The sequence below is a fragment of the Sporolactobacillus nakayamae genome (assembly GCF_900113325.1).
Taxonomy (GTDB): Bacteria; Bacillota; Bacilli; order Bacillales; family Sporolactobacillaceae; genus Sporolactobacillus; species Sporolactobacillus nakayamae.
In genome coordinates, this window is sequence record NZ_FOOY01000011.1 from 68988 (window position 1) to 93103 (window position 24116).

The window sequence follows — 24116 nt, forward strand, 5'->3', positions numbered from 1 at the left end:
TTCATGCACGGAAATAGTGATTCAATGCACGAAAATCAAGATCCAATGCACGAAAATCCGAGTTCCATGCACAAACAGAGTGGTGAGCCGTTTGCATTATAGATGAATTCATCGATTCTTAAAGGTCGCTCATTTTTTGATCATAGGTCATTCAGCCTGCTTTTTGTTACTGAAAAATTACATCAATTAGCTTTGCCAACGCTTTTTCCGGCTGCGCTTACATTGATTTTTATTTATAGATTGACCCGTTGACGTAACAAGCTTTTTTCATTAAATAGTTTTTAAAGTTCGATATTCTTTTTTCTGGAAAATATTACATTATTAGTTACAAATGAAATAATATATATGTTCAAAGTCATAGTCATCATTAGAATCCATTTTCCAAAATGGAACAGAATTTCCTCTTTTTTTACCATTGACGGTCTTACGTGCTACCACGTATTCTTGGGTAGACCCGTCAGTGGCCAATTGACAACCGGTTGACAATTTTGCCTGCATGCAGCAAAAAACAGAGAAGCATGTCAATAGACTTGCTCGCGTTCATGAGACGGTGCTCAACAAAAATGAATACAGGGAGAGGAAAACACAATGAGATTTGGCAAAATCGCAAAACAGACAGCAGCTGCTGCTTTGGCGGTAACCTTCTTACTTGGCGGCACGGGGCATGTGTCGGCAAAGCCAAGTGACTATTTTGGAAAAAACAAGACTTATGGCATTTCGCACATTACACGTTACGATATGAGCAAGATTCCGAATCAGCAAGATAACGAACGTTTCCAGGTACCTGAATTCGATGAATCGACGATTGAAAATCTTCCATCGGCAGTTGGTAAAGACAAGGATGGAAAAGAAATTGATTTGGACGTTTGGGACAGCTGGCCGCTGCAGAACGCGGACGGAACCGTTGGCGATTATAAAGGATACAACATCGTCTTCGCGCTTGCCGGTGATCCGAAAGTTGGCAGCGACACGTTCATCTATCTTTTCTATCAAAAGAAGGGTGACACATCAATCGACAGCTGGAAAAATGCTGGCCGCGTGTTCCAATCTGATGATCATTTAAAGACGAACGATCCGATTCTGAAAGATCAAGCAGAGGAATGGTCCGGATCGGCGACACTGACCCGAGGCGGCAAGGTTCGTCTGTTCTACACCAACCGCCATCCGTGGAATGAAGACAAGAAACTTTACGGAAAACAAACACTGACAACCGCGCAGATCAATCTTTCACAGCCGGACGCGGATACATTGAAGATTGACGGCATTGAAGACTTGAAATCAATCTTTGACGGTGACGGAAAATACTATCAAACGGTTGATCAATTTGTTGCCGGCGATAAATCAATGGACAACCACACCTTCCGTGATCCGCACTATGTTGAAGACAAGGGTCGTAAATACCTTGTTTTCGAAGCAAACACAGGAACGAAGGTCGGCTATCAAGGCGAAGATCAATTTAACAACCGCGCATACTATGGCGGCGGGCTCCGTTATTTCCAAAAGGAACGCAAGGCATTGCTCGAAAGTCCGAAAAAGAATCTTGCGACACTCGCCAACGGAGCACTGGGCATTATTGAGTTGAATGATGACTATACGCTGAAAAAAGTCATGAAACCGTTGATTGCATCCAATACGGTAACGGACGAAATCGAGCGAGCAAACATTTTCAAAATGAACGGCAAATGGTATCTGTTCACCGATTCGCGCGGCGCGAAAATGACGATTGACGGCATTGGCGACAAAGATGTGTATATGCTGGGTTATGTTTCCAACTCGTTGACCGGTACCTATCACCCACTCAACGGCAGTGGTCTCGTACTTCAGATGGGCTTGGATACCGATGACATCACGTGGACCTACTCGCATTTTGCAGTACCGCAGAAACGTGGAAATAAAGTAGTCATCACGAGCTACATGACGAACAGAGGGACATTTGACGACCAGCACTCAACCTTTGCCCCAAGCTTTCTTGTGAAGCTGCAAGGTTCGCGGTCATCCGTTGAACCAAACAGCATCCTTGATCAAGGCCAGCTCACGATTGATTAATAATCAAGAAGAGAACATGAATAAAGTAAGAACATGTAAAGACTCCTTTGACAGGAGTCTTTTTTACAGGTGAAGAACGTTTATCGTTTTGCCTTGTTGGTACGACGATAAGGTCATAAGATTCGGTTGGAGAGATCAGGTAAGCGGTTCAATCTGAGAATTAGGCGGAAAAATTCCGCTTAATTAGAAAATGAATGAAAAAATTGCTTAAATAGACGGAGAAATTCCGCTTATCGAATCGAAAAACGTGAAAATGGCGGGCTTTTCTGTGTATAACCGGAAAAATTACCCTTATGTATCTGTAAAACAAGCGCCATGATGCATATAACCGGAAAGTTTCCGCTTATTTTACTCGTTACCTAATGAAGGCCAGAATGCTTAATGAAACAGAAATGGTTGTTCACGCACAAGGCTGATGATTCAAAACGACATTTGGAGCAAAGGAACTTTCGCTAATGCCGCATATGGCATATGACCTGCAAGCAACGCGAAAGCTACCGCATCCTGCGGAAGTAAGGACCGGGCGCTTTTTGCCCGTTTTTTCTTACGTAATGATTATTCATAGCCATGAATGGATTGGCTCATAATAATACGAGGTGAAAATGGTGTCGATTAAAGGCGACATTTTCTTTTTGGAAAAGTGACAGGTCGGAGGTATTACCTGTGAATAAAAAAATTATGGTTGCAGTGAGCTTAATTGTACTTAGCCTGCTTTTTGTCGTTATGGCGCTTGTTTTCTCCGGAGTATTTCGTCCGAAAGAGAAAATCGGCGTTCAAAAACCGGACCGTTCTTATCGTCCGGTCTATCATTTTTCAGTTCCGGACAAGTGGATGAATGATCCCCAACGGCCGATCTATTTTAACGGAACGTACCATTATTACTATTTGTACAATCGTGATTATCCGAAAGGAAACGGGACAGAGTGGCGTTTAACGACGTCGAAGGATCTCGTGCACTGGAAAGACGATGGGGTTGCGATTCCAAAATACACGAATAAAAACGGCGATATCTGGACCGGATCGGTTGTGCGCGATACGGAAAATACGGCTGGTTTCGGCAAAAATACGCTGGTGGCGATCGTGACCCAGCCTCCTGCGCAGCGAAACCAAGAGCAGTTTTTGTGGTACAGTACCGATGACGGGAAAACCTTTAAACAGGACAATGAAAGATCTGTACTGCCCAATCCGGGAGTGAAGGACTTCCGCGACCCGAAGGTGATCTGGGATGGCGCACGTCATAAATGGCTGCTGCTGCTCGCCGAAGGATCGAAAATTGGCATTTATGAATCAAAAAATTTAAAAGAATGGCAGTACACGAATGGGTTCATGACTCATAATATCGGAATCGTCGAATGTCCGGATCTGTTCCAACTGCGTGCTGATGACGGAACGGTCAAATGGGTGCTTGGCGCGAGCGCGAACGGAAAATCGGCGGGTCTGCCGAATACATACGCCTATTGGATTGGTGATTTTGACGGTAAAAAATTTATCGCAGATCACGATATGCCGCAATGGCTGGACTACGGATTCGATTGGTATGCCGGCGTGACATTCGAAAAAGCAAAGGCGTCGCTTGATTCGCGTTACGCGATCGCCTGGATGAACAATTGGGATTACCCGAACAACACGCCGACCTTAAAGATGGATAAATTCAACGGTGTGAATTCGATTGTGCGTCACATCCACTTGATGAAGAAAGGCGATCAGTACAGCCTCGTTTCACAGCCGATTGACGGATTGAACCAAATCGTCGAATCAACGAAACAACTGAAACTGGTACGAGTCAATGGGACAAAAACGCTGGACGTGCGCGGAATCGCATATCAACTTGACACCGACATTTCATGGACCGATGCCGGCAACGTGGGACTTAGGCTGCGTGAATCCGAAGACAAAGAACGGCATATCGATAGTGGTATTTTTTCGACTGGGGGCTATCTCTACGTCAATCGCGCGTTTACAGGTCAACCGGATAAAAAGAAGAACAGTGTGGAAAGTCGTGCGCCGCTCGCGGCAGGCACCAAGCGTGTACATCTGAAAATCCTCGTCGATAAAACAAGCATTGAAGTATTCGTCGATGACGGCCGGACCGTACTTACCAATCAAGTGTTTCCGCGCCAGAACGACCAAGGCATCAGCCTGTACTCCGAAGGCGGAACCGCAGTTTTTAAAAATATCGAGATCAAACACTTCCGTTCGATTAACTAACATCGAAGTTAAGCGAATTGACCCGAAATCAGAAGCGAGACCAAAACTGTGAAAAGTGAAACCGAATGAGGTCAAAGTTCAACCAAAGGAAGGGAAAAATGAACTGAAACAGGTGAAGTTCAACCCATCAAATGAAAAGTAGTAACGAAATTCCGAAGTCGTAACCAATACATGAAAAGTAGTAACGAACGCCGAAAAAGTCGTAACGAATAGATGAAAAGTCGTAACAAAATTCCGAAGTCGTAACCAATACATGAAAAGTAGTAACGAAAATCGAAAAAGTAGTAACGAATAGATGAAAAGTCGTAACAAACTTCCAAAATCGTAACCAATACATCAAAAGTAACTAAATCTAATTCTAAATACGAAAAAAGAGCTGTGAGCGAAGTGCTCACAGCTCTTTCCTTATCCCATTCAGTCGAACACGTTGATGCATGACTGGAACAGGTCTTTATTTTGTTGAATTTTGCTTTCGCTGCCGAGGACACAGACCCAACCCTGGTCAGTGACGGATTTCAGCAGCTTGCCGAACTCTTTGATGTCAGCAAGCTTGGTATCAAGCACTGCGTCGCGAGTTCCTTGTACATCAGCCTGAGTGATGTGCTTGAAATACTGGGCGTCAGCCATGCTGCCTTTGCCGCGCGGGGTCAGCGGTGTATCAAGATCGGACAGGGTCCCGATAATGTATTTTGTCATTTCGAAATCGTCGGCGTCAAACGCTTCAGCGAATTTCGCTGCTTCGTCATAGATGTTCAGGGTTTCCTTCAAGTTCGGATCGCGGTACGACCAAAAGATCATGTTGCCCGCCGATTCGAGCGCGAGTCCTGCGCCGTAAGCGCCGCCCATCACGCGCACTTGATTCCACAAGTAGTCAAGTGACAGGATTTTTTTCAATACCTGAAGTTTGCCTGTATAGTCGTAGCCGAGTGACTTAAAGTTCGCACCTTTTGCCGCATATTGAACCTTGCTGGAGGTCATTAAGCCTTCATTTTTTGCTTCCGGTTCCGGTAATTTTTTCGAACCGCGTTCTGCTGCATTGGATTGTGCTTGCAAGTCGAGTTGAGCGAATTGTGCCTCAACGGTGCTCAGTATCGCGGCGTCACCGGTAATACTTGCGACGAGCGATTCTTTGTTGAACAGCTGCTTTGCCAGCGCAGATAAAGTACCGGATAATTCTTCAAAACGATCATCCCAATTTTTATCCAAATCTGAAATGAAGCGGTAGAAATCCAGACCTCTCAATTTTTCGCTATAAGCGGCAGCCTGTGAAAAATAGGAGCCGAGCCGGCGGACGACAACCGATTGACCGTTTTGGTTAAAGGACATTTCAACGCGCGACTTAATTTCTTTGACGATTTCCCGAATGCGCGATGCGTTGTCAAATTTACTGTGGTAGATGATCTCATGAATGAGCGCAAACGCCTGAGGTAATTTATCTTGAAGCACCTTGGTTTTTGCAGAAAATTTAGGCGCGTAGGTATCGTCATCGGACTTGTCGCTATACGTCTGATTATCAAAATCAATGCCGCCGGTCTGACTATTGATCGCACTGACCAAATCCGAATACGGGTATTTTTCGGTATCGACCTTTCCAAGAATCTCCTGCAAAAGCGTAAGAGAGGAAATCTGATCGGCAGGAACCGCAGACGCATCGAAATAGAGACTGACATAGGCAATTTTATTTGTTTCCAGATCATGATGCAGCGCTTTGACACCGTCAATCGTGACTTCCTTCAGCGGGAGTTCCTCAGCTTTTTTCTCTACGTCGGCAACCGACAGCGTTGGAATTTTACGCAAGTCTTCCGGCTTGTCTGCGCCGGACTGACGTTCCTTCAACTTTTTCGTTTCTTCAATAATCTGCTGCACGCCTTCCGCACTCAAACTTTTCTTGACGTCGGCCAGTTTTGTTTCAACGAACTTGGCTTCCTTATCTGCAATTGTTTTTGAAGGAGCGACCGTCACAAAGGTTTGATGATTGCTGTTCAGCAAGTATTTTTCAATCAGCGCCTCGAAGTAATGAGTAGTCAGCGCCTGCTTGATTTTTGCCAAGGTACCTTCAAATTTCAGATGTATAAACGGGTCTTCATCATAGAGCCAGCTGTCCATGGCCATGATGCTATAGATCAGTCCCTTTGGCATGGAACCGTAATCGGCCTCGCGCAGCTGGAATTCTTTAACGTTGATTGCCGCTTCAATTTGTTTTTTATCCAATCCGTCTTTCACGAACATGCGCAGCGTATCGAAAACAACTTTTTTGAAGGCTTCCTTCTGGCTCTCGTTCGCATTTTTCACATTAATGGAGAAAAACGGCTGGAGAATGCTGTTATCATAGGAACCGAAGACGTCCTGACCGATGCCCGCATCGAGAATTGCTTTCTTCAGCGGCGCTGCCGGGCTATCGAGCAGCAAATAGTCGAGAATGTCAAACGCCAGATAGGTTTCCGGATCGGTAGATGTTGATACGGCGAAATTCATGCTTAAGTAGGTTTTATCATTCAGATCTGCATCAGGGAGTACAGGGTATTCCCTGATCACTTCATTGATTTTACCAATTGGTTTCTGCACGGCGATCGACGAATTGACAGCAACGCGATCGTAGCCGGCAAGATAGGCCTGATCAAGGTAGGCAAGTTTCTCCTCAATATCCATATTGCCGTACAGATAGATGTAGCTGTTGGCCGGGCTGTAATACTTCTTATGGCATTGCGTGAAGTAATCCTGAGTCAAATCAGGAATATAAAGCGGATCGCCACCGGATTCATAGCCATAACTGGTGTCCGGGAACAGCGAGTTCTGGTTCGCGCGCATCAGCAAGCCCTCAGGCGAGGAAAAAGCGCCCTTCATTTCGTTGTAAACGACCCCTTTAAGATTGATCGGATTATCGGCTTTTTCCAGCTCATAATGCCAACCTTCCTGCTGAAGAATTTCTTTGTATTTATAAAGGTTCGGATGGAAAACAGCGTCGAGATAGACGTCCATCAGATTCTGAAAATCTTTATCATTTTTACTTGCCACCGGATACATCGTTTTGTCACTGAAGGTGAAGGCGTTCAAAAAGGTATTCAGCGAACCCTTGAGCAGTTCGACAAACGGTTCTTTGACCGGATATTTGTCGGAACCGCAAAGGACCGAGTGCTCAAGAATATGAAAAACGCCGGTGTTATTTTCCGGAGGCGTGCGGAAACTGATCGAGAAGACCTTATTGTCATCGTCGTTTTTCAGAAACAATAACCTCGCGCCGCTTTTCTCATGCTCGAACACATAGGCTTCTGAGTGAATGTCTTGGATTGTGTCGGTATGGAGCAGTCGAAAACCATGGACTACCTTATTTTGAGTGAGTGTTTCCATTAAGTAACCTCCTATTAAAACGTGTCTCGTTCCCGGAAATGCGGCTTTGTGCCGAACGGAAAATGCAACACTTTTATTATACAGTATTATTTAGAAAATAATGCCTTTGACAATCCGCGGTTTTCATGATCTCGCATCTTTGTTTAAAATGTACAGAAAGGGCAATTTTCATACTGATACCAAAAAAATGAGCGAGGTGACGGATATGGGTTATGTACCGAAAACAAAAGAGACCGACAATAGTGTGATTGATTTTGTTGAAACGGTGGAACGTCCGGAAAAGCGCGAGGATGCTTATCTGTTGCTCGATCTTTTTACGGAAGTAACCGGCTTTGAGGCGAAAATGTGGGGACCGAGCATCATCGGATTCGGTTCGTATCATTACAAGTACGCTTCCGGGCATGAAGGCGATGCACCGCTTACCGGATTTTCTCCGCGAAAAGCGAAAATCAGCCTGTACCTGATGATGGACGATGAGGATTATGAAAAATTCGCACCGAATTTTGGCAAACACACACGAGGAAAAGCGTGTATCTATGTGAATAAGCTTGCGGATATCAATGTCGCGGTGCTGAAAGATATGATCAAGGTATCGGTCGCTTTTTCAAAAAAGCAGAATCGCTGAATCTAGAAAACGCTCCATTTCTGTTAGGGGAATACTTTATCTGCGGAGCAAAGATACTGAGTGTGCTGATGGTTACTTTTTTGTTCCTATAGTACATTAAGGTGCGTACTATTCGAAAATTATGCCATCATGTACACTGTAAGAGAAGACTTATTAAGGAGGATGACCATTGACACAGCAAACAGTGGTTTTAAATAATGATATCGTTATGCCCATCGAGGGATTAGGCGTATTCAGGGTTGATGATCAGGAAGTTGCGGCGAAATCGGTGCAAGTAGCGATTCGCTCAGGCTATCGGCTGATTGACACGGCAGCAATTTACCAGAACGAGACCGGTGTCGGTCAAGGAATCAAGGCAGTGCTCGAGGAAACGGATCTGTCGCGCGAAGATTTGTTCATCACATCGAAAGTGTGGAACGCGGATCAAGGCTACGATGCGACGTTGAAGGCATATCAAGAAAGTTTAACTAAGCTTGGTCTCGACTATCTGGATCTATACTTGATCCACTGGCCGGTCGCCGGAAAATATAAGGACACATGGCGGGCGATGGAGCAGCTGTATAAGGAAGGAAAAGTGCGCGCCATTGGCGTCAGCAATTTCCAAATTCATCATCTCGAAGACCTGCTCAAGGATGCCGAAGTCACACCGGTCGTGAACCAAGTTGAGCGCCATCCGCGTCTGACACAGGAGCCGCTTAAAGACTACTGCGAGCAGCACGGTATTCGTCTAGAAGCCTGGGCGCCTCTGATGGTCGGCGAATTGCTTCAGAACGAGACGATTCAAGGCATTGCCAAAAAATACGGCAAATCAACTGCCCAAATTATTCTGCGTTGGCATGTTCAAGGCGGTGTGATCGCCATTCCGAAGTCGGTTAACGAAGGCCGCATTCAGGAGAACGGGCAAATAGTCGACTTTGAACTCTCTGCGGAAGACATGGCAGCAATCAATGCGCTGAACCAAGACCACCGCACAGGCCCTGATCCGGATACTTTTGATTTTTAAGTGAATAAAAGGTGAAGCCGACTCCAATTTGTGGGGGGCGGTCTTTTTTTGATATCGGCAAAAACGCTCGATAAATTTTGCAAAGCGCTCGATAAAACGGGTAAAACGCTCGATAAAATGGGCACCATCTATACAGGTGAATGTGATCAGAGTAGAGAGTCTAATTAAAAATTTGACAAATTGGCGAATTCAGCTTACACAATTTATAGATCCAGGCGCATTTTTGCTATACTAAAAGTACAACATGAAGAGACACCATGACCCGAATAAATTTGATGAAAGGAGGAAAACACATGAGCGAAAAAGTGCTCCTTCAGATTTTGGACAAGCTGACAGGCATGGACGAGCGATTCGACCGCTTGGAAACACGCATGGACCGAATCGAAACACGCATGGAAAAAATGGAAACACGTATGTCCCAAATGGAAACACGCATGGATCGAATGGAAGAAAAGCAAGACCTGATGCAAACGCAGCTTAATGAAACGAACCGGATACTTAAAGCGGTTTATGATCGCCAAGAAGTATCGGATGCGAAACTGGCGGCATTGAGCAGCGACGTCGACAAGCTGCACGGCTACGTCAAGAAGATCGACACAAAAGTAGACCTCAACCAAAAATCGATGGACAAGATGCTCGAAAATCAAGCGGCTGTCTTCGAAATGCTTGGCGAACACGATGTCTCGATCCGAACACTGAAAAAGAAAGCAAGATCATCGTAACCCAGAAGTAATACCAACAGAAAAATTCCGCGTCAAAAGGTCTCCTCTAGTACAACGCATACACCGGCAGCGGTGATTCAACTCCAATTTGTATAAACTTATGAAAAATGCCGGTGCCGTGAAAAGGTTCCGGCCATTTTTATGAATGTTTTTGCTTCAATCGTAATCTGCTGCGCACAAGATCCTCCAAACAATCGATAAAACGCTCACTGTCATTAACCGCAGGAATATAGCCGAACTGCTGCCCACCCGCCTCGTTAAAGGCTTTAGCGTTTTCTTTGGCAAGCTCCTGCAGCGTTTCCAGACAGTCCGCGCTGAAACCGGGCGCGATCACGGCCACATGATTCACGCCTTGCCTTGCTAGATTGCGGACAGTATCAATCGTCGCCGGAGTCAGCCATTCCTCGTTGCCGAATTTAGATTGAAAGGTTTCCAAAATGGCGAGTTTGGGCAGCTTTTGCTTCATTAATTTCGTTGTGATTCGGCAACGTTGCGGGTAATCATCCCCGGTTTGCGCGTAGCGAATCGGAATTCCATGGTAGGAGAGAATGAGCCGATCAGGCATGCCATGAGTGGCAACATAGTTCAAGACGCGCGCAACCATGGCGGCGATGTAGCTTGGATGATCCGGATAATCGCGGATGAACAGCAGCTCCGGCAAATCACGCCACCCCGCGAGTGATCGCTGCAAGCCGTCCCAGATCGATCCAACCGTGGTCGAAGAATACTGCGGATAAAGCGGCAGTACCATGAGACGACGCACACCCCAATCATGCAGCTTTTCTAATTCCTCATTCAGGTTTGGTCGACCATAACTCATTGCGAGCACAACGTGTACACCGGTTTCCGATAAACGATCTTGCAGTGCCGCCTGTTGCTTTTGACCGTTGAGCAGAAGTGGCGAGCCTTTGTCCGTCCACACGGATTGGTAGAGTTTTGCCGATTTTTTTGGGCGAACGCGCAAAATAATACCGTGAAGAATAGGCAGCCATTTCCAGCGTGGCAAATCAATAACACGTCGATCACTGAGAAATTCAGCCAGATATCTGCGGACCGATTTTGGATCCGGTGCGCCCGGGGTACCAAGATTCACGAGCAGTACAGCAGTTTTTTCCATGAAGAGAAGCTCCTGTTCACAAAAGGATACCCCTAGTGTAACAAAAATTGAGCGCAAATAAGTACTGCAGCGCATTTGTTTTTCGGGTAGCCGGCAGCCAAGGTTTTCGTTAAACTGGAAGGTGAGGTGACACTATGCTTCCACAAAAACGAATCTATATCATCGGGTCGGTTGGCAGCGGAAAGACAACGCTCGCCCGGCGAATCGCCGCGAAGACAGGAATCACAGCTTATGAACTCGATAATGTGGTGTGGGAACGGCATCCGGATGGAGACAGACGGCGAGCGTCGGCAGAACGCGACTGCGTGCTGCAAGGTATCCTTCAGGAAAATTCGTGGATTGTCGAAGGTGCGCATCATGATACGTGGGTGCTACCGATCATGCAGCAAGCCGATCAGATTATTTTCCTCAATCTGCCCAATCGTATAATACTCTATAGAATTATGAAACGTTTCATTCGCCAGAAAACAGGTATCGAAAAAGCTAATTATCGACCAACTTTTCACATATTCCGGAGAATGTTCCAATGGAATGCGCAATTCCAGACGAAGGGGATACCACAAGTTTTACATAATCTTGATCCTTTTCGCGATAAGACAGTCATTCTGAGAACGGATAAGGATTTGAAAGAGGTAGTGTCGGTCCTATTTTAATAAGTTGACGAGCAGCATTTTTGCTATAATGAACTAATTAAATTTTAGGGGGAATCACACATGCAAAAAGTACAACTCTTCTTCTCAAATCAGGAAGCAGGAGGTTGCCTAGACTGACGAACGACTAATCTCCTGCTTTCCTAATTAACCCAATAAATTAATTAGAGAGTGGGAAAACGATTTTGAAATCAATTGCTTCATATAATATACGTTTATTATTTTGGAACGACTTTTTTGGAACGATGAATTTCCTACAACCCGTACTGACTTTATTTTATTTGCAGCGTGGCCTGAGCGCTCAAGATATTTTCCTAGTGCTGTTTTGCTGGAGCGCAGCCGTTCTGATCGGCGAGATCCCAACCGGCGTATACGCGGATCGCTTCGGCGCAAAATGCTCGTTTATTACTGGAGCTGTGCTCAGAATTGCCAGCATTGCATTGCTGCTCGTCGCGTCGGAACCGTGGATGTTCTTCCTTTACAGTTTCATCAATGGATTCTCCGTCACTTTTTATTCAGGTGCCGATGAGGCATTTGTCTATGAGTCTCTGAAAGAAAGCGGCGAGGAGCATCGGATGGATCAGGCGATGGGTAAAATTCAATCCGGCAGCTTCATCGCGATGATTGTTGCGGTCCTGTTCGGCGCCTATGCGGCAAAAGACTTGACCACATTACAATTTGATTTGCTGATCCTGCTCACCATCGCGTTTCAATTGGTAGAATTGGTGCTGACGCTGTTCTTGCGGAAACCAAAAAGGGCTGCTGAGCCGTTCGAAAACCCTTTCCGTCAAGTCAGGGAAGGCTTTCTGGTCATCAAACGCAAGCCGCTACTTTTGCTGATGTTCCTGAATGTCACCTTGGTGTTCATTCCGGTAGGTGCGGTTTTCAAAAATTTTGACCAGCCATTCCTAACTCATGCGGGTATTCCTGTTGAAGCCATCGGTTTGTTCTATGCCGGTGCCGCTGTGCTCGGCTTTTTTGCCTCGCGTTCGATCGGCTGGCTGACCGATCATTTTTCCCGTATCGCGTTAATGTTCGTGACCGGCGCGTTTTCAGTGTTCGGTCTCGTGCTAGCGGCGTTCACCGGATCGACACTGTGGATGGCGATTGGTGTATTCATTCTGCTGCGGATCGTTCAAGTGATCCGTTACCCGATCTATTCGCAGATCAGCAATGAATACATCCCATCTTCGGTTCGCGCGACAACGATTTCCTTGCTGTCAATCGTGGATTCATGCTGTGACTTGATCGTTTTTCTCACGTTGTCGTTTATCGCATCCGGCAATTCAATGCAGTGGATCTTTATCGGCGCCGCAGCAATTGCCTTGATCGGTATGCTGCTGCCGATTCGGCCGTTAAAAGAATAAATCATTATGAAGGAACCAGGTGTACCTGGTTCCTTTTGCGATGAAATCAAGAACCAATGCACGAAAATAGAGCGCCATGCACGAAATCACGAATCAATGCACGAACCAGAATCCCGAGCTGGGTCAATGCACGAAATCCGCGATCCAATGCACGAAAATAGAGCGCCAATGCACGAAAAACAAAGGTTAATGCACGAAATCACGAATCAATGCACGAACCAGAATCCCGAGCAGAGTCAACGTATGAAAATAAATTTTCACCAGCTAATATGTAAAGGTATATTTACATACCTATTAATTGATGATACTTTATATGTAAAGATATCTTTACTTCAAAGAAGGAATCTGTATGAAAGTAGTTAACCATATTCGAGAAATCCGCCTTAAGAATGGGATCACGCAAGTTAAAATGGCACAGGATTTGAAAATTACGCGCCAAACCGTCAATGCGATTGAAAAAAACAAATACAATCCAAGCCTGGAACTCGCCTTGAAATTAATTAGATATTTTAACGTTCCCATTGAAGAAATGTTTTATCTAGAAGGGTACGAGGAGGAATAGGAATGAAAAAGAAACGGTTGGAACGGCTCACTATGGGCATTATTTTAATTGGCATGATCATTGGAGGATTTATCGGACTGAGCATAGCCGGCGTAACCATCAATTTTAGCATTGCGGCGGCAATTATCGGCGCGCCGCTGATCGGATTTTTCATCAGCTATTCATTGAGCAAGTGGCGCAAGAAAAGAATGGGGACTATTCCTGAAGCTGACGAACGCACCGCATTAATGCTAAAACGTTACTTTTTGGGTGTCCTCTACTTTGTACTTTTTGGAAGCGGCGCGGCACTGCTTGTCTTGTATGCCATGGGGATTCAGACCATTGAAACCGGCATGCTGATTGTCTGCATGATGATTTTGTATCTCGTGATTGGAATCGGAACGCTGATCGCAGCGAAGCTATGAGATCCTGCACAACCCGGCACATCCTGCAGGGTGAACCCAGCTTGCCCATGATACATTTAATTTGGAAGGGGAGGAAGATTGAGCAAGAATTGACTAGTTGTTCGCAAATTGTCCATAATAAAAAGGCACTTAATTAATAAATGTTAGTAGGTAATTTATTGTGCGTGTAGTACAATAGATATAGGGGTGATTAACATGCAACCAGCAGTTTCAGTCTGTCCCAAACTAGAAAAGGCTTTTCAGATTTTAGGAAAAAAATGGAATGGTTTGATTATAGAAGTACTCTTAGTTGGAGAAACTCACTTTAGTACCATTTCCGGGTCAATTCCCGAATTGAGCGATCGGATGCTTTCTGCGCGATTGAGAGAGCTGGAAGGAATGGGTATTATTGAGCGTATGGTTGATACCGGATACCCAATTCAGGTGACCTATCGCTTAACTGAAATGGGCAAAGAAATAAAACCGATCTTAGATGAAGTGCACAACTGGGCGAATAAATGGTACGGAGATCAAGCTACTGAAAAAAAGTAAGTCAAAACGTTTTACTTTTTTTTAATAACAAACTATACTTATGTAAGAAGTTAAGAATAAATTAGTTAGGGAGTGTTTTACCTATGTCAAACGCATTTATTGAAGCAATCGAAAACCGCAGATCCATTTATGCTCTAGATAAGAATGTGAAAGCAAGCAAGGAAGAAATTATTAAAACGATTCAGGACGCTGTAAAATTCGCGCCTTCCGCATTCAACTCACAAAGCGCGCATGCTGTTGTTTTGTTTGGTGCTGAAAGCGACAAACTGTGGGGCGAAGGCGGAATCGCAGAAACGGAATTGCGCAAAGTTATTCCTGCCGGTCAATCATTCGAATCGACCGCGGCGAAACTCGCCTCATTTAATGCCGGCGTTGGTACGGTACTCTTCTTTGAAGATCAGGATGTTGTTAAAGGCTTGCAAGAACAATTCGCACTGTATGCAGATAACTTCCCTGTATGGTCGGAACACAGCACAGGTATTGCACAATTTGCAGTATGGACTGCACTGTCTGAAATCGGCGTTGGTGCTTCGCTGCAACACTACAATCCGCTGATTGACGAAGCGGTTACAGCAGCATTTGATCTGCCGAAGAACTGGAAGCTGCGCGGACAAATGCCATTTGGCAACATCGCAGCTCCGGCCGGAGAAAAGGAATTTGCACCAATCGACTCACGCGTCAAAGTGATTGGCTGATTCACTATACTTAGCAAAAGACCGAAGGAAACGGGTCCTTCGGTCTTTTATTGTGAGCTTTTCTCTCATGATGGTCACACAAATACCTCAAATATTTTTAAAATTCAACATTTATCTTGCTATCACTTTTATGAAGAGGGTATAATGAGAATAATTCATAGCATGTACATATAAGAAAGATACAGGGGGAACGTTTCAATGATAAAGAAATTATCCGTATTATCACTTTTATTGACACTTGTCTTGATTTTTACGGCCTGTTCATCAGGCAGCGGCAGCGGCTCTTCAGCTAAGAAAGAGACTAGCAAAAAGGTATTGCGCGTGGTTAACGATGCGACCTATCCTCCGTTTGAATCTTTGGACAAGGGCAAAATGGTCGGCTTTGATGTCGACATCATGAAGGCGCTTGGCAAAGTTTCCGGCTATAAATACAAACTGGTCAATGTTGGTTGGGATCCTGTGTTTGCCGAATTGAAATCAAAGACGGCCGATATGAGTATTTCAGCAATCTCGATTACGGCTGACCGTGCGAAAACCTATGACTTCTCAAAACCGTACTTTCTTTCAACAAATAAAATTCTTGTTTCTAAGGACAGCAGCATCAAATCGGCAGCAGATCTGAAAGGTAAAACCGTCGCTGTTCAAACCGGAACAACGGGACAAGCTGCGGTAGAGAAAATTGTCGGTAAGAATAATCCTAAGGTTAAAAAATTCAAGACGATCAGCCTCGCGATCATGGAAATGCAGAATAAGGGTGCTGTCGCTGTCGTTGCCGACAATACCGTCATCGAACAGTATGCGCGCAACAACCCAGGCAAGAACTTGAAAGTTGTTGAAGACAAAGACGCGTTCGAACCTGAATTCTACGGCATCATGTATCCGAAGGACAGCAAGCTGAAACCGGTCTTCGACAAAGCGATCAACAAGTTGTACAGCGATGGCACGTATGAGAAGATCTATAAGAAATGGTTCAAGGTTGCACCGGATCTTGATACACTCAAAGCACAACAATAAGATCAGATAAAAATGAGTAACAGATAAAGGTTGCTTAACTGAGATGTTAAGCAACTTTTTAAGTTAGGGGAGGATTAGCTTGGGCGTTAACCCTATAGACATCATCAGAGAATACTTGCCCTTCTTAGCAAGCGGAACCCTGTTTACGATCGGCTTTTCACTTGCCGGGATTGTTTTCGGCACAATCCTTGGTCTGCTCGTTTGTTTTGGGAAAATGCTCAATAATAAAGTGTTGTCCGCGCCGTTTGTTTGCTACATTACCTTTTTCCGGGGTACACCGCTTTTCGTACAAATTTTACTTATACACTTCGGCGTTGTTCCGGCCATTTTTGGTCAATCGAACGGCATCATCTCTGGAATCGTTGCCTTGTCGCTCAATGAAGCGGCGTATATTGCCGAAGTGTTCCGCGCGGGCATTCAATCCATTGATGAGGGTCAGACCGAAGCCGCACGATCGCTTGGCATGAACAGGCTGCAGGCGATGCGTTATGTGGTGCTTCCGCAAGCGGTGCACCGTGTTTTGCCGCCAATGGGCAACGAATTTATCAGTTTGATTAAAGACAGTTCATTGCTCGCGGCAATTGCCGCACCGGAATTAACGTATTGGGCACAGGCGATGGGCGCTCAGTACGCAATTACATGGACACCGTACTTAGCCATTTCTTTCATCTACTTGATTTTAACCTTGACCATGAGCTTCCTAGTAAATCGCCTGGAAAGAAGGATGGCGACAAAATGATGATTAAAGTAGAAAATCTCAAAAAATCGTTTGGCGAAAATGAAGTTCTGAAAAAGATAAACCTTGAGGTGGAGAAGCAGGAAGTAGTGGTCGTGATCGGACCATCCGGTTCGGGAAAATCGACACTGCTCCGTTGCATTAACTTGCTCGAGACGATTACATCGGGCCATGTATTTATTGAAGGCACCGACATTGCGGATAAGACGGCGAACATTAATAAAATTCGTCAGGATGTCGGCATGGTGTTCCAGCAATTTAATCTATTTCCGCATATGACCGTGCTCGACAACATCATGCTCGCGCCGACCAAAGTTAAGAAAGTCCCTAAAGAGCAAGCAAAAGCGAAAGCGATGGAGCTGCTCGGCAAGGTCGGTCTCGCGGAAAAAGCGGACGCCTATCCGGATTCACTATCCGGCGGCCAGAAACAGCGCATCGCGATCGCCCGTGCGCTGGCAATGGAGCCGAAGATGATGCTGTTTGACGAACCGACCTCAGCGCTTGATCCGGAAATGGTTGGCGAAGTGCTCGATGTGATGAAGCAGCTCGCCAAGGACGGGATGACGATGGTCGTCGTCACCCATGAAATGGGATTCGCCCGCGAAGTCGGCGACCGTGTCATTTTCATGGATGGCGGCTATATAGTAGAAGAAAATGAACCAAACCAATTGTTCGCGCATCCAAATGAAGAGCGAACCAAAGCTTTTTTAAGCAAAGTGTTATAAACATGAAAAACGCGGGGGACGGACGCATTGCGCTCAGTCCCCCGCCTTTTTTGTTCGCAGATCAGATTCAGATGCGCGATCTAGGAAAATCACAACTTTTTAGTCGATCCGATTGTGTTGAACGGTCAGCAGGCGCAGCCGATAACAATTTTTTGTTGCCTCGCCGAGTCGGTCAAGCAGATTATAATTCACCACTGCTCCAACCGGTGCGCCGATACCGGGCATCAGCTGCAGCGTTTTGGCAAAATCCAGATAATCTCTGTATTCCTGCTGGAATTCCTGCCAATCCATTTCCAGAAATTCCTGTTTGTGTACGTCCCAATTTTCAATGATCGTAAGCGTTTCATTCCGCACCTCATCACTCGAAAAGGCGAGCTTAAACACCTGCAGAATGAAAATTCGTTCTTCATAATTTTTCGTATCAAAGCCGTAAACCGATGCCGCGTCAAAAAGAAATTTCATCTTGATGGACAGCAGAAGCGGAAAATCGGCGAGACCGAGCAGAATGCCGCCCGCGCCTGTTCCCGCACCTTCTATGACAGCCGTTTTCCGATAATTAGACAACTTTTCAGTAACCAACCGATCTTTTTCCTCAAGTGTCAATCCGGCAGCCTGATTCTTTTTCGTCATCCATTGCGAACCGGTCAGCGTTGATTGCACCATTCCTTTTATCGCCGCAGTAATCGCAGTTTGCACTTTTTCAGGTATATACCCATTCATTTTTGCCTGAATTTTTTTAGACATCCGATTCAATACACTTGAAGGTTTGAGCAACTTTCGTTTCCACGCTAGGATTTCATCATAAGCTTTCAACTCATACTCGTTCATCGGATCCCTCCCTTTTACATCTACGCGCGGTGCGACCCGTGCGTTTCACCTGCGATCGGCTTTTTGCGCCAAGCGATAATGCCGGAAATGACGAGCAGAAGTGCTGCAAAGATTCCCGGATTCGGCCCGGCGAAAATTAAATTTCCTGTGATCAGCACACCTGCGGCAACCAGTAGAATGGCTGGTACAGTTGCCCGCTTCTTTTTGCTTAACAGGCAAATCGCAACCAGCGCGAGCGCGAACGCCAAACCGCTGAAGGTGAGAAAGGATGTGCCGACACGCTGCATCTCGGCAACTTGCTCGTTCACATGCTTCGCGGAATCTGATTCCAACATGATTTTTTTTAATTCACTGCTTTGCGAAGCCACCAGTGAAAAGATACCGGCGCAAGTCTGCAGCCCTGCAATGACTAATCCTATGATACCCAAAATTCGTTCAGCCGTTCGTTTGTACATAATTTTTTCCTCCTTAAAAAATGGTGAACTTTTTCTTCGCCCAAAAGCTGATCAGCCACAGGATAGCACCACTCGCAAGCGACGGCAGCCAGCCGAATGGAAAGGATGGGCCGAAGTTGGGGAGAAAATGCATCAGTGCAAACCCGATTCCTGATCCCAGCGCGCCGACAATCCCTCCGATAATCATTGTTTTTAAAAGTGTACTTTTTTTATTAAAAAGTGATCGTTCAATTAAATGAAGGATAAACCAGATTATAAAAAAGGCAAAAGTAAGCCAGTAAAGCGTTTCAATCAACACTGTGCCCAAGTAAACATTGGTTTCTAGTGCGGTAAAAAATCCAGCGATGAGAAAGAAAATTCCACGGCCTAACAGATACCAGGTAATGAATGTTCCGGCTAACATGCTGAAAAATGGCAGCCTTGTTCTGAAAGTCTCCTTTGGCAATTCACTGATCAGCTCATCCGCGTAGCCCTTGGGATCATTGCCGAAAATGTGGGCTGCGGTTTTTCCATCCTTCTGACCTTCGATCAAATGATCCAGAAGCTCCATCAAGATCTCTTCACTTTCCTGTTCAGATGCTTTTGATTTAAGCCGGATATAGACGAGCATGTCATCATAATAGTTTTCATTTTCCTTGGTCAGCAGCTTGCGCTTCTCATTATTATTCGAGACTAATTGCTTCAAGCTAATCAATGTTGAGCCCCCTTAAAAAATAGTGAATTTCTTCTTTGCCCAGAAACAGCCAATCCATAAGAGCGCCCCGCTTGCCAGCGATGGTAGCCAACCGAATGAGAAGGACGGGCCGAAGTTGGGGATCAGAAACAGCAGCGCGATGCCCAGTCCGAAACTGATGACTCCGGCTAGCCCGGCTTTCAGCGCATCTTTCCAATTGCTCGACTGTTGTTTAAAAAGAGATTTTTCGACAATATGAAAGATGAACCAAATGAGCGCAGCAATGGCGACCAGCGAGTAAAGCGTAACAAGTGTGGATTTGAGAATAAAAACCGACGTGTCCACCGGCTTGAAGAAACCGCCGATCAGCAAAGCAATTCCACGAACGCTTAAAAAAATTGAGATGAGGTAGACGATCAAGTAACTGAAAAAAGGCAAACGCGTTTTCAAAGTTTCCTTGGGCAGCTCGCCAAGCAGCTCATCTGCGTAGCCCTTAGGATCATTACCGAAAATGTCGGCTGCGGTTTTTCCGTCTTGCTGTCCTTCAATTAAATGATCGAGCAGCTCCATTAGAATTTCTTCGCTCTGCTGCTCAGATGCTTTCCAATTCAACCGGATATAGACCAGCATGTTATCATAATAGTCCTCGTTTTCCTTGGTCAGCAGCTTTCGCTTTTCATTATTTTCCAAGATTAATTGCTTTGAACTAATCATCTGTGCGCCTCCTCTGCATTAATTCCGAGACTGGGCCAGCGATGTGCGCCCATTCCAGCGCCAATTCATTCAGCGCCGAGCGTCCATCGTCGGTCAGCGAGTAATATTTACGGTTCGGTCCCGATTCTGACGGACGCATCTCACCGCGAATATAACCATTTTTCTGCAACCGCAGCAGCACCGGGTAAATCGTTCCCTCGCTGACATCATTCAAGCCAGCGTCCTGCAGCTTTTTCGATAACTCATAACCATAGATTGTCTCCTTCTCAATGATCGACAACACACAACCATCAAGCACACCTTTCAAAAGCTGGCTCCGAACAGACATAGCGGCCCCTTTCTTAATATGGTATATTGTAAAGCAAGATACTGAGGTGAAAAATCAGCTAACTTGCAATGCAAATTAGCTGATTAAATATTACCTAAGTAGAGGAAGAAAGTCAATAGATGGACCACCATGGGGAATCCGGGAAAAATCCGGGAACAATCAGGTGAAAAATGCGACCAATCCAGGAAATGAGCACGAGCACTATTACAATCGGGGCCAAGGCTCAATTAATCAGGGGAAAAATCAATTTAATCCGGGAAAAATCCAGAACAATCAGGTGAAAAATGCGACCAATCCAGGAAATGAGCACGAGCACTATTACAATCGGGGCCAAGGCTCAATTAATCAGGGGAAAAATCAATTTAATCCGGGAAAAATCCAGAACAATCAGGTGAAAAATGCGACCAATCCAGGAAATGAGCACGAGCACTATTACAATCGGGGCCAAGGCTCAATTAATCAGGGGAAAAATCAATTTAATCCGGGAAAAATCCGGAACAATCAGGTGAAAAGTGCGACCAATCCGAGAAACGATCACAAGCTTGAAAAGAATAATTAATAAAAGGAAACAGCCTTCCTCGGAAGGCTGTTAATTAAAGCAATTCAGGATTACGATAGCTTGAACTTCTGCAATTTCCAATACGTGTAAGATTTTCTTTCTTTAATAGATCGTTTGCAAGATCAGGTGAACTCAAATGCGCCCAATGTCGGAATTCGCGATTGGTAATGGTGTTTGAAACGAGCAAAAAGTAGTCATCAAGCAGGGCAAGGTGTGCATCTTTGGAGCGATGGCCGCAAGTTGAGCAATGCCATGCGCTGTGAATACGGTTCATGGGAATTCTACGGCAGCTTGGGCATTGAACACCGGTGATCAGGTCTTGGGCAGTGAGATGATAGAGTTCAAGTACATTTTGAATGAGAGGCGTATGGGCTCGGAGGAGCTGATCATTGAATCGGTCGCGTTCTAGGTCGGTTAGACGTATTTTGACTGGAGCACGTGTGAATGTTTGAATGCGGTCGGGAACTTGGTGCATGTGGCACACTTTACTGGGGATGATGCTGTTGCCAGGCTCCGTTTTGAGTATGGTTTCGGGGTTGCTGAATGTGACGAAGTCTTCAATCGGAGTTTGCAGGAAGCGATGGGTGGCACGCCAACGGCTTAGACAATCGTTTTGCCTTTTTACTTGTACGATCGGATCACGAAATCCGTCCACCTTGCCATTGAATGTTCGGATCATTTGTTTGAACACGGGATCGAAGTAAATGCTCCCCTTCAGTGCCTTAATTTCAATTATTAATAGGAAGGAACGGGTCAGAATGAGCGTGTCCATTTGGAAAAAGGAATGGTTCGTCGGCAGGCGCAGGCCGTGATAAATAAAGAAATCATTATCATCCGCCAGATCCGCAAGATAAAAATTGATGGCGACTTCACCATTATATCCGTGCGAGCGATTTTTCTCATCCTGGCAAATCAGCGCAAATTGCGGATGACTAGGCGGGAGGCGGCGTTTCAACGCGCGAAGTTGACGGAGGATATAGGGCATCGTTCTCTGCATTTTGATCAATGAATCATCTCCTAGCTTCCACAAATTTCTTAAAACTAGGATAACAAATTTCCTGGAAAAAGACGAAATGACAAAACAGCAAAAAGTCAGCTGAAACAAAGCTAGGCGGGGACAATTCCATAAGGATTGCTGCCATATAAAACGCTTACACAAACAAAATCTATAAAAATAATTTAGGCTTGATCACGCCCAGCCCAATACAATCGCCCGACATATAGTAATACATAATGAGAGGAGTAGGTGACTGTATGACGAACGAATTCGATGATGGTTATTTTTACAACCCCTATGACTATAATTATGGAAATCAATTTAATGAAAATGCGTATGATCCTTATCGTGAACAGATGCCGACGCTGCTGCCAACGGCGACAATTGAAAATGAAATTAAGCTAGGAAGAACCGGTCACTATTACCGTACCAGGCTGGCAAGCTTCGGTGAACTCGTGACGATCCAGCTTCTTGGTATAAACCCAACAACTGGCATGGTCAGTATGAATGTCTACATGCCGCAAACCGGGCAATGGATGTTTCATCAAGAACATAAATCGGATATGTTCGGGCTGACTTATCTTGGTCCGACCCCTCCGCCACTCGGCGGCCAAGGCGGGACCCAAGGCGGCGGACAAGGTACCGGCACACCACGTCCGCCATGGTGTCAGCAATATCCTTGGCTTCCCGGCTGCTGATGAAAAAAGATGGCGCCCGCATCATGCGGAGCCATCTTTTTCTTCAGAGCTCCAAAATGGGCCACAGCCCAGTCCGATGAAGATGCCTAGCATACAGTATTATAAACAAGATAGGCAGGTGTTTAGAAAATGTATTACGATCAGAACGGAAATGAGTATCCGTACGGCTATGAATCGTACGAATACGAGCCGTACAGGTATGTGACCGAATATGATGATGATTATTACGATGAACGCGAACAACCGCAGACGTTTCTCGTTCCGCCGAACGCGATTCAGCAGGAATTGAACCGAGGCAGGCGCGGCCACTTTTATCAAACGCGGCTCGCCAGCTACAACCGGATGATGCTCATCCAGCTGCTCGGTGTCAACCAAAACACCGGCATGGTAAGCATGAATGTCTATTTACCGCAGCAGAGGCGCTGGGTCCAGCATCAAGAACACTTCACAGATATGTCCGGGTTGACCTATCTCGGTCCGTACCCGCCACGCGGCGTTCCATTCCCGCAACAGCCGCCGCGTCCGCCGAGACCGTGGTGGTGCCCGCAATTTCCATGGCATCCGGCATGCCGATAAAAATAAAAGAGATGGCCCCGACTATCCGGTGCCATCTTTTTCCTATTATTTGATACAATGGATAAGAGAACAACTGCATTATTTGGAAAATGTTGACAATTAATGCTTGCGAAGTGGATCAGCGAATTGAAGAGGTGGGCGAGGTGTTTTTCTACATAGCGATTTCCGTATTCAGTATCGTCATCGTATGCATGCTGATTGGATTTATTAAGTTTAGAAGAGGCGAATTTACCAGCAACTTTGTTCCATTTATTATGAATGACAAAGCGGTAAAAGCGTTGAAATCGAACAAGAAAATCAGTGCCAAAACGCTTGAGCAAATCAGCAATTTAGTGATCGCGCAGGTGGCAATCGAAGGAATGGTGATGGCGTCCTATCTCATTTTGGCCGGTAAGGATCAACTGGGCGGCAGCGGTCATCTGCTTGTTCTCGCCATTGTTGCGATCAGATTCTGTTTTGGTTATTTGATTACGCGCATTCTCGAAAAAGACGCGGATCTCACAAAATAAAACGAGAGTGCCTGAGCACTCCCGTT

Annotated in this window: 26 protein-coding genes; 18 read left to right on the forward strand and 8 right to left on the reverse strand. The window is 45.5% G+C overall.

The genetic code is table 11. The features are described 5' to 3' along the window. The first annotated feature begins 588 nt into the window (after positions 1-588). Together BM003_RS08935 and BM003_RS08940 are read left to right on the forward strand one after the other, a co-directional pair. Positions 589-2046, forward strand: a complete 1458-nt coding sequence (locus BM003_RS08935; RefSeq protein WP_093672256.1) for a glycoside hydrolase family 68 protein — start codon at positions 589-591, stop codon at positions 2044-2046. A 723-nt stretch (positions 2047-2769) separates the two neighbouring features. Beyond that, positions 2770-4254 carry a glycoside hydrolase family 32 protein gene (locus BM003_RS08940; RefSeq protein WP_281242889.1) on the forward strand — a complete coding sequence of 495 codons (1485 nt, stop codon included), beginning with the start codon at positions 2770-2772 and terminating at the stop codon, positions 4252-4254. A gap of 414 nt (positions 4255-4668) precedes the next feature. Here the strand turns inward: BM003_RS08940 and BM003_RS08945 are convergent, their stop codons facing one another. Continuing rightward, positions 4669-7602: an insulinase family protein gene (locus BM003_RS08945; RefSeq protein ID WP_093672258.1), complete on the reverse strand. Its 2934-nt coding sequence runs from the start codon at positions 7600-7602 to the stop codon at positions 4669-4671. Positions 7603-7807: 205 nt separating this feature from the next. Here BM003_RS08945 and BM003_RS08950 point away from each other — a divergent pair, with 205 nt between their 5' ends. From BM003_RS08950 to BM003_RS08960, 3 genes are all read left to right on the forward strand, one after another. Beyond that, on the forward strand, positions 7808-8227 hold the full coding sequence (locus BM003_RS08950; protein ID WP_093672360.1) for a DUF1801 domain-containing protein: 420 nt from the start codon (positions 7808-7810) through the stop codon (positions 8225-8227). Positions 8228-8435: 208 nt separating this feature from the next. After that, on the forward strand, positions 8436-9230 hold the full coding sequence (locus BM003_RS08955) for an aldo/keto reductase (RefSeq protein WP_093672362.1): 795 nt from the start codon (positions 8436-8438) through the stop codon (positions 9228-9230). A 293-nt stretch (positions 9231-9523) separates the two neighbouring features. Further along, on the forward strand, positions 9524-9952 hold the full coding sequence (locus BM003_RS08960) for a hypothetical protein (protein WP_093672259.1): 429 nt from the start codon (positions 9524-9526) through the stop codon (positions 9950-9952). Between the two features lie 139 nt (positions 9953-10091). Here BM003_RS08960 and hemH read toward each other — a convergent pair whose 3' ends face one another. Beyond that, positions 10092-11069 carry a ferrochelatase gene (gene hemH / locus BM003_RS08965; protein ID WP_093672261.1) on the reverse strand — a complete coding sequence of 326 codons (978 nt, stop codon included), beginning with the start codon at positions 11067-11069 and terminating at the stop codon, positions 10092-10094. A 134-nt stretch (positions 11070-11203) separates the two neighbouring features. On the opposite strand from hemH, the gene BM003_RS08970 reads away from it, so the two are divergent. The 9 genes from BM003_RS08970 (at position 11204) to BM003_RS09015 (ending at position 17753) form a co-directional block, all read left to right on the forward strand. Beyond that, on the forward strand, positions 11204-11722 hold the full coding sequence (locus BM003_RS08970; RefSeq protein WP_093672263.1) for a P-loop NTPase family protein: 519 nt from the start codon (positions 11204-11206) through the stop codon (positions 11720-11722). A gap of 179 nt (positions 11723-11901) precedes the next feature. Continuing rightward, positions 11902-13086, forward strand: a complete 1185-nt coding sequence (locus BM003_RS08975) for an MFS transporter (RefSeq protein ID WP_093672265.1) — start codon at positions 11902-11904, stop codon at positions 13084-13086. A 349-nt stretch (positions 13087-13435) separates the two neighbouring features. Then, positions 13436-13648 (forward strand): helix-turn-helix transcriptional regulator, encoded by a 213-nt coding sequence (locus BM003_RS08985; RefSeq protein WP_093672269.1) that lies wholly within the window; start codon positions 13436-13438, stop codon positions 13646-13648. A 2-nt stretch (positions 13649-13650) separates the two neighbouring features. Then, positions 13651-14052, forward strand: a complete 402-nt coding sequence (locus tag BM003_RS08990; RefSeq protein ID WP_093672271.1) for a hypothetical protein — start codon at positions 13651-13653, stop codon at positions 14050-14052. Positions 14053-14247: 195 nt separating this feature from the next. Next, positions 14248-14583: a winged helix-turn-helix transcriptional regulator gene (locus tag BM003_RS08995; protein WP_093672273.1), complete on the forward strand. Its 336-nt coding sequence runs from the start codon at positions 14248-14250 to the stop codon at positions 14581-14583. 83 nt (positions 14584-14666) lie between these two features. Next, entirely contained in the window at positions 14667-15278 is a 612-nt protein-coding gene (locus BM003_RS09000; protein WP_093672275.1) for a nitroreductase family protein, read from the forward strand. Between the two features lie 198 nt (positions 15279-15476). Next, a complete protein-coding gene (locus BM003_RS09005; RefSeq protein WP_093672277.1) occupies positions 15477-16292 on the forward strand; it encodes a basic amino acid ABC transporter substrate-binding protein in 816 nt (271 codons plus the stop codon). 79 nt (positions 16293-16371) lie between these two features. Then, the gene (locus tag BM003_RS09010; protein ID WP_093672279.1) at positions 16372-17031 is read left to right on the forward strand and encodes an amino acid ABC transporter permease; all 660 of its coding nucleotides are present in this window, start codon (positions 16372-16374) and stop codon (positions 17029-17031) included. Then, entirely contained in the window at positions 17031-17753 is a 723-nt protein-coding gene (locus BM003_RS09015; RefSeq protein ID WP_093672364.1) for an amino acid ABC transporter ATP-binding protein, read from the forward strand. Before BM003_RS09010 ends, BM003_RS09015 begins: the two co-directional genes overlap by 1 nt. 99 nt (positions 17754-17852) lie before the next feature. Here BM003_RS09015 and BM003_RS09020 read toward each other — a convergent pair whose 3' ends face one another. From BM003_RS09020 to BM003_RS09040, 5 genes are read right to left on the reverse strand one after another with little or no spacing between them, the layout of a single operon-like run. Continuing rightward, positions 17853-18581 (reverse strand): EcsC family protein, encoded by a 729-nt coding sequence (locus BM003_RS09020; protein WP_093672281.1) that lies wholly within the window; start codon positions 18579-18581, stop codon positions 17853-17855. Positions 18582-18601: 20 nt separating this feature from the next. Next, on the reverse strand, positions 18602-19036 hold the full coding sequence (locus BM003_RS09025) for a DUF4064 domain-containing protein (RefSeq protein ID WP_093672283.1): 435 nt from the start codon (positions 19034-19036) through the stop codon (positions 18602-18604). Between the two features lie 13 nt (positions 19037-19049). Next, entirely contained in the window at positions 19050-19730 is a 681-nt protein-coding gene (locus BM003_RS09030) for a DUF1129 family protein (RefSeq protein WP_093672285.1), read from the reverse strand. A 12-nt stretch (positions 19731-19742) separates the two neighbouring features. Next, on the reverse strand, positions 19743-20423 hold the full coding sequence (locus BM003_RS09035; RefSeq protein ID WP_143128446.1) for a DUF1129 family protein: 681 nt from the start codon (positions 20421-20423) through the stop codon (positions 19743-19745). Continuing rightward, positions 20416-20751 (reverse strand): PadR family transcriptional regulator, encoded by a 336-nt coding sequence (locus BM003_RS09040; protein WP_093672287.1) that lies wholly within the window; start codon positions 20749-20751, stop codon positions 20416-20418. Before BM003_RS09040 ends, BM003_RS09035 begins: the two co-directional genes overlap by 8 nt. Positions 20752-20914: 163 nt before the next feature. Here BM003_RS09040 and BM003_RS09045 point away from each other — a divergent pair, with 163 nt between their 5' ends. Next, positions 20915-21310, forward strand: a complete 396-nt coding sequence (locus BM003_RS09045) for a hypothetical protein (protein ID WP_093672289.1) — start codon at positions 20915-20917, stop codon at positions 21308-21310. A gap of 34 nt (positions 21311-21344) precedes the next feature. On the opposite strand, the gene BM003_RS09050 is transcribed toward BM003_RS09045, so the two are convergent. Next, positions 21345-22307, reverse strand: coding sequence for a nuclease-related domain-containing protein (locus BM003_RS09050; RefSeq protein ID WP_245734182.1), 963 nt, complete (start codon positions 22305-22307; stop codon positions 21345-21347). A 257-nt stretch (positions 22308-22564) separates the two neighbouring features. Between BM003_RS09050 and BM003_RS09055 the strand changes: the two genes are divergently transcribed. The 3 genes from BM003_RS09055 to BM003_RS09065 all read left to right on the forward strand — a co-directional run bounded on the left by BM003_RS09055 (position 22565) and on the right by BM003_RS09065 (position 24090). Next, on the forward strand, positions 22565-23005 hold the full coding sequence (locus tag BM003_RS09055; protein WP_093672293.1) for a hypothetical protein: 441 nt from the start codon (positions 22565-22567) through the stop codon (positions 23003-23005). A gap of 129 nt (positions 23006-23134) precedes the next feature. Continuing rightward, a complete protein-coding gene (locus BM003_RS09060) occupies positions 23135-23581 on the forward strand; it encodes a hypothetical protein (protein WP_093672295.1) in 447 nt (148 codons plus the stop codon). A gap of 89 nt (positions 23582-23670) precedes the next feature. Beyond that, positions 23671-24090: a hypothetical protein gene (locus BM003_RS09065; RefSeq protein ID WP_093672297.1), complete on the forward strand. Its 420-nt coding sequence runs from the start codon at positions 23671-23673 to the stop codon at positions 24088-24090. Positions 24091-24116 lie beyond the last annotated feature (26 nt).

Coding starts and splice junctions, on each gene's coding strand:
- hemH (WP_093672261.1), bottom strand. CDS start 11,069: ATGGAAAAAACTGCTGTACTGCTCGTGAATCTTGGTACCCCGGGCGCA.
- BM003_RS09055 (WP_093672293.1), top strand. CDS start 22,565: ATGACGAACGAATTCGATGATGGTTATTTTTACAACCCCTATGACTAT.
- BM003_RS08940 (WP_281242889.1), top strand. CDS start 2,770: ATGGCGCTTGTTTTCTCCGGAGTATTTCGTCCGAAAGAGAAAATCGGC.
- BM003_RS09025 (WP_093672283.1), bottom strand. CDS start 19,036: ATGTACAAACGAACGGCTGAACGAATTTTGGGTATCATAGGATTAGTC.
- BM003_RS08960 (WP_093672259.1), top strand. CDS start 9,524: ATGAGCGAAAAAGTGCTCCTTCAGATTTTGGACAAGCTGACAGGCATG.
- BM003_RS08995 (WP_093672273.1), top strand. CDS start 14,248: ATGCAACCAGCAGTTTCAGTCTGTCCCAAACTAGAAAAGGCTTTTCAG.
- BM003_RS09065 (WP_093672297.1), top strand. CDS start 23,671: ATGTTGACAATTAATGCTTGCGAAGTGGATCAGCGAATTGAAGAGGTG.
- BM003_RS09060 (WP_093672295.1), top strand. CDS start 23,135: ATGTATTACGATCAGAACGGAAATGAGTATCCGTACGGCTATGAATCG.
- BM003_RS09005 (WP_093672277.1), top strand. CDS start 15,477: ATGATAAAGAAATTATCCGTATTATCACTTTTATTGACACTTGTCTTG.
- BM003_RS09020 (WP_093672281.1), bottom strand. CDS start 18,581: ATGAACGAGTATGAGTTGAAAGCTTATGATGAAATCCTAGCGTGGAAA.
- BM003_RS09050 (WP_245734182.1), bottom strand. CDS start 22,307: ATGCAGAGAACGATGCCCTATATCCTCCGTCAACTTCGCGCGTTGAAA.
- BM003_RS09015 (WP_093672364.1), top strand. CDS start 17,031: ATGATTAAAGTAGAAAATCTCAAAAAATCGTTTGGCGAAAATGAAGTT.
- BM003_RS08955 (WP_093672362.1), top strand. CDS start 8,436: ATGCCCATCGAGGGATTAGGCGTATTCAGGGTTGATGATCAGGAAGTT.
- BM003_RS09035 (WP_143128446.1), bottom strand. CDS start 20,423: ATGATTAGTTCAAAGCAATTAATCTTGGAAAATAATGAAAAGCGAAAG.
- BM003_RS08935 (WP_093672256.1), top strand. CDS start 589: ATGAGATTTGGCAAAATCGCAAAACAGACAGCAGCTGCTGCTTTGGCG.
- BM003_RS08985 (WP_093672269.1), top strand. CDS start 13,436: ATGAAAGTAGTTAACCATATTCGAGAAATCCGCCTTAAGAATGGGATC.
- BM003_RS09000 (WP_093672275.1), top strand. CDS start 14,667: ATGTCAAACGCATTTATTGAAGCAATCGAAAACCGCAGATCCATTTAT.
- BM003_RS08970 (WP_093672263.1), top strand. CDS start 11,204: ATGCTTCCACAAAAACGAATCTATATCATCGGGTCGGTTGGCAGCGGA.
- BM003_RS08950 (WP_093672360.1), top strand. CDS start 7,808: ATGGGTTATGTACCGAAAACAAAAGAGACCGACAATAGTGTGATTGAT.
- BM003_RS08945 (WP_093672258.1), bottom strand. CDS start 7,602: ATGGAAACACTCACTCAAAATAAGGTAGTCCATGGTTTTCGACTGCTC.
- BM003_RS09040 (WP_093672287.1), bottom strand. CDS start 20,751: ATGTCTGTTCGGAGCCAGCTTTTGAAAGGTGTGCTTGATGGTTGTGTG.
- BM003_RS08990 (WP_093672271.1), top strand. CDS start 13,651: ATGAAAAAGAAACGGTTGGAACGGCTCACTATGGGCATTATTTTAATT.